Source organism: Labilibaculum sp. K2S (assembly GCF_030372765.1).
Lineage (GTDB): Bacteria > Bacteroidota > Bacteroidia > Bacteroidales > Marinifilaceae > Labilibaculum.
This window is the reverse complement of sequence record NZ_JAUCMW010000036.1, coordinates 1-9,835: the sequence shown is the minus strand read 5'-3', so window position 1 is coordinate 9,835 and position 9,835 is coordinate 1. Positions and strand designations below refer to the sequence as shown.

At 35.7% G+C, this 9,835-nt stretch carries 7 protein-coding genes; 1 reads left to right on the top strand and 6 read right to left on the bottom strand.

Annotated features, from left to right (window positions below):
- Positions 1-321 precede the first annotated feature (321 nt).
- From QUH73_RS20155 to QUH73_RS20135, 5 genes are all read right to left on the bottom strand, one after another.
- On the bottom strand, positions 322-873 hold the full coding sequence (locus QUH73_RS20155) for a porin family protein (protein WP_289532249.1): 552 nt from the start codon (positions 871-873) through the stop codon (positions 322-324).
- Between the two features lie 245 nt (positions 874-1,118).
- On the bottom strand, positions 1,119-3,152 hold the full coding sequence (locus tag QUH73_RS20150) for a tetratricopeptide repeat-containing sensor histidine kinase (RefSeq protein WP_289532248.1): 2,034 nt from the start codon (positions 3,150-3,152) through the stop codon (positions 1,119-1,121).
- 605 nt (positions 3,153-3,757) lie between these two features.
- Positions 3,758-4,360 (bottom strand): peroxiredoxin, encoded by a 603-nt coding sequence (locus tag QUH73_RS20145; protein ID WP_289532247.1) that lies wholly within the window; start codon positions 4,358-4,360, stop codon positions 3,758-3,760.
- Between the two features lie 509 nt (positions 4,361-4,869).
- Positions 4,870-6,525, bottom strand: coding sequence for a PAS domain-containing hybrid sensor histidine kinase/response regulator (locus QUH73_RS20140; RefSeq protein ID WP_289532246.1), 1,656 nt, complete (start codon positions 6,523-6,525; stop codon positions 4,870-4,872).
- A gap of 612 nt (positions 6,526-7,137) precedes the next feature.
- A complete protein-coding gene (locus tag QUH73_RS20135) occupies positions 7,138-7,362 on the bottom strand; it encodes a hypothetical protein (RefSeq protein ID WP_289532245.1) in 225 nt (74 codons plus the stop codon).
- A 207-nt stretch (positions 7,363-7,569) separates the two neighbouring features.
- Here QUH73_RS20135 and QUH73_RS20130 point away from each other — a divergent pair, with 207 nt between their 5' ends.
- Positions 7,570-8,298, top strand: a complete 729-nt coding sequence (locus QUH73_RS20130) for a hypothetical protein (protein ID WP_289532244.1) — start codon at positions 7,570-7,572, stop codon at positions 8,296-8,298.
- A gap of 335 nt (positions 8,299-8,633) precedes the next feature.
- Here QUH73_RS20130 and rsgA read toward each other — a convergent pair whose 3' ends face one another.
- Entirely contained in the window at positions 8,634-9,701 is a 1,068-nt protein-coding gene (gene rsgA / locus QUH73_RS20125) for a ribosome small subunit-dependent GTPase A (RefSeq protein ID WP_289532243.1), read from the bottom strand.
- Between the last annotated feature and the right edge of the window lie 134 nt (positions 9,702-9,835).

The following is a 9,835-nucleotide window of genomic DNA, read 5'->3' as shown; positions in this document are numbered from 1 at the left end:
CCTATTTGAGAGAACTAAATTTCAAAATGACAAAGAACGTTTTAGGCTTATTGAGTCAAATTTGTTTAATTTTTAATAACGTCCCAATTTTAATGGGACACTAGTGATTGGCTTGGTTAAACAGAAGTTGCTAATTTAATTAAGTTTTTTGTTCATGGCAAGTGGATTGTGAGGTTGCATCGATTTGTTAAATTTTTTGAAAATAACCATGAAGGTAGTTCTGTATTTTTTTGAGAATGATTTCTTAGCTAGTTGTAATCCAAATTAAAAAGAAAAACCTGCCCAAATGGACAGGTTTATTTATCGAAATATAATGTTGTTTTATAATGTAAAGCTAATTCCAATCTGGAAAACAGAATTTTTCGCATCTGATTCAACATTATCTTGGTCAAATATTTCGCTTAAGCCCCAATTGTATCGAGCGGAGAAAGATAATCGATCATTAATATCATACTCAAGTCCCATCGCCAAAGCAAAATCCAGATCTGTCATGTATTTTTTAAAATCCATTTCACCTTCACCCGTTGATGCGCTAGCGCTAAGCTCGGAATTTAGTAAAATACCAATTTGTGGACCGGCAACAGCTTTCAAATGTTCTGAACCAAACATTTTTGCTTTAAATAAAAGAGGAATGTTAAGATAATTGGCTTTGAATTTTTCCTCGTAATCACCTTCTTTTGATTTAGTTCCTTGTTGCGAATAAACTAGTTCTGGCTGAAACTCAAAGTTTCTATTCAGCTGGAAAGTAACAAATCCACCTAAATGAAATGATGCTTTTGCATCTCCTTCAGGATCATCACCTCCCAAATTGGCAATGTTTAAACCTCCTTTTATTCCGTATTTTACATCCTGAGCAAATGAAGATGTGCCAATTGCGATAATGGCAATTTTTTCATGTGATTTAGTTTAAAAAAATTAAAAACATGCAAACCTACTAAAAGATATTGTTTTTGATATATGTCAAGTTTGCCAAGTTTGTCGATGTTGATCAGAGAAACTTTTTATGTTGTCAAGTTGTTCTGTTTGTTGATTAAGGGGAATGGCATAGACTGCAGTGTTAAGTTTCAATAACCTGCGTGACACGGTAAATTAATAGTTTCGGGGTAGTATTGCTGAATTTATTTGTTTTTGTTAACAGGCAAAGAAAAATACATTTCTGTACCCACGCCAACCTTGCTTTTCGCCCAAATTTGGCCATCGTTTTTATGAACAAATTCCTGACAAAGGATCAAACCCAATCCGGTTCCTTTTTCTTCGTTGGTTCCTTCGCGTTGAACGTTCTTTTCAATCATAAAAAGATTATTCACTATTTGTTCATTCATACCAATACCGGTGTCGCGTACACAAATTTCAAACATGTTATTATTCAATTTGCCGGTGAGGTAAATTACACCACCTGTATTGCAGAATTTAATGGCGTTATTAAATAAATTGGAAACAACTATTTTAATTGTTTCCTTATCGGCCCACACTATTTGTGCATCATCAATATTATTTAGGACATTAATTTTTTTAATTTCAGCGGCAACCATGTTTGGTAAAATCCCTTCTTCAACCAGATCCTTTATCAGATGCACCTCTTTATTTAGTTGAATAAACCCACTTTGTGATCTGGACCATGTTAATAAATTTTCAAGCAGGGAATAGGTCGATTTTGAGGCATCTCCAACATGATTGATCATTTCCAAACGTTCATCATCGCTGTACTCGTTATAATGATCGGCTAATTCGTTATTAAAACCTAGAATTGCAGTAAAGGGACTTTTTAAATCATGAGCAATAATGGAGAAAAACTTGTCTTTAGTCGCATTTAACTTTTGAAGGTTCTCTTCGCTGAATTCTAATTTTTGGATGTTATCCTCAAGCAGTAATTTTTGTTCCTTTATTAGCTTATGCTGCGATTTTAATAGAATGTTATTCTTTTTGGATCTTAAATAGTAAAATGCAATAATTCCGATGGAGAGAATGAGTATAACAATAGCAAGTAAGGCAAGTGTGTACTTGTTTTTCATGATTATCGCAGCATTCTCTGCCTGCTGATTTTTAAGTGCCAGTTCAAGCTGTTGCTTCTCTATTTCATTCTTAGCCTTTTGTTCTTCAAATTCAACCAAATATTCAGCTACTTTCTCACTTTTTAAAGAATCGATCGCATTATTTGCTTTTTGCAGTGAGTTGTATGCTTGTTTATGATCTCCAATTTGTGAATAGGCTTTGGCACTCATCTTATAAATCTCAGGATATTCTTCCTGTACACCAATAGAATCGGATAATTTTAAGCATTTATCGAGAAAGTGAATGCTTTCGGAGTACCTTTTTTGTTTGAAAAGCATTTCTCCTTGTTTGCGGTATACACGCGCCAAGATGTGCTGATAATTATTTTTGATACAAATTTCGCTGGCTTTATCAATATAGTATTTTGTTGAATCAAAATTGTTGATGCCATTATAGTATCCCGATAAGGATAGGTATAAATAGGCTCGAACGTAATGACTGTCAATTGCAGGCAATAGGCTCACTATTTTTTGATAATCAGATTCGGCTTCACTAAACTTATGATGTTCGACTTTTAAAACCCCAACATTGGAATAGGAAATGGCTAAATTTCCAGCGTTGGTGGAATTTTGTTCCAGAGCAATGGATTTTTGAAAATAATTCAAAGCCAATTCGTAATTATCGAGTTGTTTGTAAATTGCACCAATGTTGTTGTAGCGAATGGACAAACTGGCTGTATCCTTTAATTTTTCTGCAATTTTAAGTGCTTTTAAATTATAGTTAAGAGTTTTTAATTGATTTGACTCATAGGAAGCCAAATAACTCATGCCACTGTAACAATCCAATAGGTTGACAGAATCTCTTTCCTGAATAAATTGACTAAGAGCCTTATTGAAATTTTCCATTGCCGGCTTTAATTTTGCATCTTGAATTAGTGCGCGGGCAGTGTATAAATGGGATACAGCCAGACCATGACCGTAATTAATCTTCTGAGCCAGCAGCATTCCTTTTTTACTGTAATGCAGAGAACTGTCAATACTTATACCTCCAAATAAATAAGCCATTTGATTGTAGTTATCTACAAGCTGTTCTTGATTTGATTCAATTCGGTTCTGCTTCTGTAAAGAATCAATTTGAAATTGCTCACTATTTTGGGCCATTGAAGTAAATGTAACGCAAAAAAAGCAGAGACAGAACAGGGTTAATTTGAATAGAAATACTTTTTTCATAATCAATTCTTTTGTAGGATGCGAAAATAGCCAAAAAAATAAAATATATCTGATTTACAGAACATCTTTTGAACTTATATTGAGGAAATAAACCGCTAAGCCACATACCCCGATCGAGGACAAATTTTCTTTCATAAATAACGGCATTAGTTTGCAAAAACAGCCTGTTTAAGTCTCTAAGAATTGGATTATTTTAGTATGGAAGTGTTAAATTCTATATGAACGAACTTTTTTAAATCATAAGACTGTGCAATTAGCTAAGCGCTGATGTCATTTCCTGTAATGTTGTAATCATTGCAAGCCTCATGTGTCCAACACTAAGACCAATTTGGGGTACATCCAAAATTATTTTCAGAACCTGAGTTTGTAATTACTCTTGAGGATTTGGAAGAATATATAGATTATTACAATAAAGACTCATTTAAACGGAATGAGTCCGGTAAAATACCAAACTCATTCTTATTAATTTATTTTATGACCGTTCAACTTTTTTGGACATTTCATTTGCAGTCGTCTTTTTCGGTATTGATTAAGAATTAATCAAGAATTTCTTCAATTGTAATGTAATCACCAACACGTCCAGTCATTTTTTCTACATCAGTATTAACAGGAAGTGTTTTTTTGCCTGGTCTCCATCCGGCGGGACAAACTTCTCCTGTTTTAGTTGCATGCTGCCATGCCTGCACCTGACGTAGAAATTCATTTACATTTCTACCTACAGAATCAGCTTGCACTTCCTGTGCTACACAAATTCCATCAGGGTTAAATAAAAATCTACCACGCAGTGCTACACCTTCTTCTTCGATAAGCACACCAAATGCACGGCTTACTTCCTGATTTCCATCAGCACCTATGGTTAGTCTTAAACCTTTAAGGATTGGTTCAGTTTCAACAAACCTTTTGTGCGAAAATTTAGAGTCAACTGATACGGCAAGAATTTCAGTATTTAATTTCTGAAATTCATCGTATTTAGCATTCATTGCTGCAATTTCAGTTGGGCAAACAAAGGTAAAATCAGCAGGATAGAAGCATATTACAGCCCATTTTCCTTTGTAATCATCACTCGATACTGTTGTGAAATGACCTGTAGCAGCATCATAAGCATCCATTTTGAAATTTGGTATTTCTTGTCTTACCATTGTTGAACTCATCGTTTTTTCCTCCTTTACTAATTGGTTATTATTTTCTGTATTTTCTACTTGAACTTTTTTTCTGGGTTTTAAACTCGTGTCGCATCCCATAATTTAGCCTCCTTTTTTTTAATTTTATTTTCGATAAAGTTATTTATTATCCTCCTGAAAAGAGAATATTCTCAATTGAAAATATAGATTCCATGTTAGGAAAAATCTATAAGTATGATTTTAACTAAAAAACAGCAAAGTGCTTCTAGATTTGAATAGTCAGTTTATTCCCTATTAGGTGGTTGTGTTTTGATTGCCATTTTTCCCATTTGCACCAAAAAATTATAAGAAAAGATATTTGTAGCTATCGAAGCTGTATTCCCGGGTAGGTCAGGGTAAGGTTTTTGAAAAGTTGCAGATTCCTGCTGCGGGGTCATTCATTTGAGTAAAAGCGCCGTCAGGGTAGAAAAAACCGCTGGCGGGCTTATGTGTTTATAGAAGAATATATTAGGATCATTCTTTTGTGCTTAATTTGATTCATGTTTATTAAAATATAGTTGTAGTAAAGACAATAATTCTTTTTTCATAATTGGTTTTGAAATATATTCATTACATCCCGCTACAATTGCTTTTTCTCTGTCTCCTGCAAGTCCGTAAGCTGTCAGCGCAATTACAATTACATCTTTATTGAACCGGCGTATTTGCTGGGTAGCTTCATATCCGTCCATTTTAGGCATTTTAATATCCATTAGTATTAAATCGGTATCAGCATTATTGCGGCAAAGTTCAATGGCTTCCAGCCCGTTTTTTGCATGTGAAATTTTACTACTGTTTTCTTCGAGCATTGTGCTTATGAGCGTATCGGATGTTTCATCGTCTTCAGCAATCAAAATATTCAGGTTCTTAACTTGTACCTCAATTTCGCTATGGGGAATACCATATACAGATGCAACAGATTCCGTTAATTCAGGAGTGTAAGGAATAGTAAAGTAAAAAGTTGACCCGATGCCTTTTTCGCTTTCCACCCATATTTTTCCACCAAGTATTTCTACATAGGCTTTAGAAATAGACAAACCCAAGCCGGCTCCCTGATACGCATTCTTATCAGAAATCTCAGCCTGAATAAAACGTTCAAAAATGGCTTCCTGCCTGTTACTGTCAATACCTATACCTGAATCTTTAACGTAAAATTCAAGATATTTATCCTTTTTGTTGTAACCCAATTCTATTGCGCCTTTTTTGCTGTATTTAATGGCATTTTTTACGAGATTGGTTAAAACAGCAAATAATTTTTCACGATCGGTTTTAATGAAGGCTTTACTGAAGGGCAATGAATTTTTATAGGAAAACAGTATTTTCTTGTCTTCAATCTCAGGTTTAAAGAAGGTGTAAATATATTCGACTTGCTCGTTAATATTTGATTTACTTAGGTTAACTTCCATCAGACCCGATTCTATTTTTGAAATACTAATAATATCATTGATAATATTAAGCATGCGAGCACCACTTTTTTCGATGATTTGAATGTATTGTTGTTGCTTAGTACCAGTGAGATTAGGATTTTTAAGTAAATCGGCAAAACCAAGAATACCATTCATCGGCGTACGGATTTCATGACTCATATTTGCGAGAAATGCTGATTTTAGTTGATCACTTTCTTCAGCTTGTTCTTTGGCTTTGATTAATTCCTTTTCAGTTTCTATTTGTGTGGTAATATCACGAATATTGCATTGAATAACATTTTTATTATCGGATACATACACGTTGCTGACAAACTCAACCTGAATTTTTTGTCCACGATTCGTTAAAATAGGTAAATCGTGATAACGAACGTAATTATTTTTCTGCAGTTCTAAAAATTTATCCTGATTTGCAATTATATCTTTAAAAGAACCCATTTCCCAAATTGTTTTTTCGATGAATTGTTCGTGAGAAAACCCCAATAAATTGATTAAAAAAGGATTCACATCAACAATTTTCCCTGTTGCTGCATCCAGAATAAGAATACCATCTTTTGCAGATTCAAAAAGCCTGCGATAACGGATTTCGGAAGCTATTAAATCCTCTTCTGATTTCTTCAATCGAGAGGTTTCATTGTATAAATTCTCTAGGGAATTATTCTCTTGTTGTAATTCCTTCAGTTCGCTTATTAGTTCTTCCCTGGTTTTGTCCTGAATATTCATCGTGTTTTTTTTAAAACATGAAATTTCGTGTTATACTTAGCTTATTGGTTACAAGCTAAAAATGTTTTTTATTGTAGAGTTTCTTAAAGGTAATAAAGTATTGTTAGAATATTGATTTTCATTCATTTAAATATTCCTAAACAGATGGCAAAATAGAATTGAGCTATGCTTGATTTTGTAGTATCCGGAAGCTGCTGTCAGGGGAAAAAATGTGACGGGTTTGGCTATACTGTTTTTACCCCTTTGTCTGTCTGTCTGCGCTTCGCTTCAGAAGGGAAGACTTGGATTTGTGGTTTTCTTCCTTTGTAAAGGAAGAGATGTCCGAATGACGTAGGGGTGCACAATTTGTTTTTTGGAGAAATAATTTAAGCTGTGTATTTGGCAGCACCGTGAGGGTTGAAAAACCGCTGATGGGCATTCACTTCATTTGTTTGTAGATCTCTTTAAAATCATAAAAAAATATATTGTTGTGTTTCAGGCAAATAGTGTATTATGTACTTACATTAAACAGTAGTTTTTAAATATTGTTTTGTAGTTGTTCCAATTAATGTTAACTTGGAATTTCGATTAAAAAAAAAGCTTTGTTGAGTAGAGGGGAAGGGCAATTTCAAATTAACTTACATGTTTCATCAGGCATATTTTTTGGTTAAAAACAGCTGTTTCGTTTGCCGTAAACAGGCATCTAATTCGGTTGATGTAGGTTTTAGCAACGCGCAAACCCCTCGGAGTTTTGCAGATGTAGGTTTTAGCGGCACACAATGCCTTCGGAGTTTCAAGAATGCCGGTTGCAGCAATACACAATCCCTTCGGAGTTTTGCAGATGCCGGTTTTAGACACACACAATCCCCATTTTTTTTCGTGGATGCCCGTTTAGAAGACACACAAGCCTTCCGGAGTTTCAGAGATGCCCCCTTTGTGTGCTCTGTAAGGCTTGTAAATAAAGAAAAGTTTTAATAATTACATGTTAAATAATATTTCTAATTATCAGGATCAGTAGAAGAAGCTTTTTCATTGATCCTTTTGTATAACAATAAATAAGATAAAATGGCTTATTTAGTATTTCCCACATCCGATATAAATCGGTTAAATGTGTTGGATCGTTCCATTGCAACTGCAAAGAAAGATGCAGAATTAGGAACCAGTTTTATTCCTGCCGAGTTGCTGCGCGAGGCAGAAGAGCTGAAGTTGAAATTTCAGACGGTTTACGATCTGAGCAATGCCAGCTTATCGGTTCGGCAGAAAGAGGTTCGCGAGAAAAATGAAAGTTTTGGCAAACTTGCTGTTGTGGTACGTGACTTTTTTGATGGGTTAAGAAGAAGAACCTACCGAATGGATCATCCTGCTGAAGTGCTGCGCTACTACAACATTACTGCGGGTGGCGAATTACCTACTTTCAGTAAGGATATGGATTTGGTAAGCGCTGCCGAAAACATTCTTTTGGGAGAGGAAAAGGCGGTTGAAGCTACCTATCCGGCCATGAGCAATCCTTCGGTAGAGGAGGTGGCATTGGCTTTGGAGTCTGCAAAAAAAGAATTCGACGAAATTGCTCCTGCCGATCGTGCTGTAAATAAGGTGCAGAAAGATTTGGCCGGGGTTCGCGAGCCCGTTGACGCAATGATTAAGGAAATTGCGGCTTACATTCAATTCTCGATGAGAAACCAGACAACATCGAATGTGCGCAGATTTATGAGAACCTATGGTTTCGAATACCGATACCTGCAGGGAGAACCTGTGGATGAAGAGCTGGTAGTTAATGAGACTGCTGAAAATTAGTTGAGACTATATGGTCTGGAGAAAATGAAAGCCACCGAGAGGTGGTTTTTTTTGTTTTTATATGCTAAACTTTAAAATTGCTCGTTAACGCCTATGGTAAGTTAGGTTTTTTGGAGTGAATAGTTTTCTAATGAGGGAACAGACACCTCAACCCCGGCCCTTCTCCTCGAGGAGAAGGGAGTCTTCTTAAAAAAAAATGTTTTGATACAGGAGCTGTATTCTCCTCTCCTTAAAGGAGAGGGATAGGGTGAGGTTTTTGAAAAGTTATTTGATGAGCCGGAAGAGATGAGAAAAGCCACCGTGAGGTGGCTTTATTGTTAATATTAGCAGATTGTTTAGAACTTATTGTCTTTTCTTTGTTTTTTTACATTTTTCACCATCTTGCCAAAGCTTTTGTCCTTGTTTTTCTTTTCCTGAACAGTCGATTCGAAATGTGTTTTTTCGCGATGCATTTTTTGAAAGTTGGCGTACGAGTTGGGATCAATTTCGCCAATTTCAACGGCCTCGAGAATGGCACAGCCTTTTTCGTGCTGGTGGGTGCAGTCTTTAAACCGGCAATTTTCGGCGTATTCCATAATGCCATCGAACGTCATTTCTAAACCACTGGTCGTGTTAGTAATTCCAACTTCCCGCATTCCTGGGTTATCGATTAAAATTCCGCCATTTTCGAGCACGATTAATTCTCTGTGGCTGGTAATGTGTTTCCCTCTGTCGATACTTTCACTAATTGCTCCCGTACTCATCAGTTCCTTACCGCTTAGTTTGTTTAGCAGTGTCGATTTGCCTACACCCGAGGAACCAAGCAAACAATAGGTTTTCCCCGTATTTATGAGTGTTGTTAATTGATCTAATCCGGCATCCGATTCATTACTAACGGCAATTACAGGAATGTCTTTTATGCGTTCTGCAATCAGATTTAGAAGAGTTTCCAATTCGGCATCAGTAATTAAATCAATTTTGCTAAGAAGTATAATTGGCTCCACATTAGAAGCATAACAAATGGTCAAATACCGTTCTAATCGGTTGATATTAAAATCGCGGTTAACAGACTGTACAATCATGCCGTAATCAATATTTACTGCAATTATTTGTACCTGTCCTGATTTGCCAACTGCTTGCCGTTCAATTACTGAACTGCGGGGGTAGATGGCATGAATCAGAGCTTTTCCTTCATCGTATTCGGAAAAAGCGACCCAGTCGCCAACGGCCGGAAAGTCGTATCTGCTCTCTGCCGTAAAACGTAAATTTCCTATCAATTCAGAATCAAACTCCTTTGTTGGTGTTTTTACAACATACCTTTCTTTGTGTTCCGATATAACCCGACCTACAACAAATGAATCTAAATTTTGTTCGATTCTATAGTTTTCAAGTATGTGGTTGTATCCCAAATCTTCGTAAGTCATTATTCTTGTGTTTATTGCTGATTGTATTTTTTTATGGCACGTAAAAGAACAGTGCTGTGTAATATATTACTTGTTGGTTAGTTGAACAAAAACCGCCTTTGGCGGTAGCTTAAAAATAAGATTGTAACTTGATT

Coding starts and splice junctions, on each gene's coding strand:
- QUH73_RS20150 (WP_289532248.1), bottom strand. CDS start 3,152: ATGGCCCAAAATAGTGAGCAATTTCAAATTGATTCTTTACAGAAGCAG.
- QUH73_RS20145 (WP_289532247.1), bottom strand. CDS start 4,360: ATGGTAAGACAAGAAATACCAAATTTCAAAATGGATGCTTATGATGCT.
- rsgA (WP_289532243.1), bottom strand. CDS start 9,701: ATGACTTACGAAGATTTGGGATACAACCACATACTTGAAAACTATAGA.
- QUH73_RS20140 (WP_289532246.1), bottom strand. CDS start 6,525: ATGAATATTCAGGACAAAACCAGGGAAGAACTAATAAGCGAACTGAAG.
- QUH73_RS20130 (WP_289532244.1), top strand. CDS start 7,570: ATGGCTTATTTAGTATTTCCCACATCCGATATAAATCGGTTAAATGTG.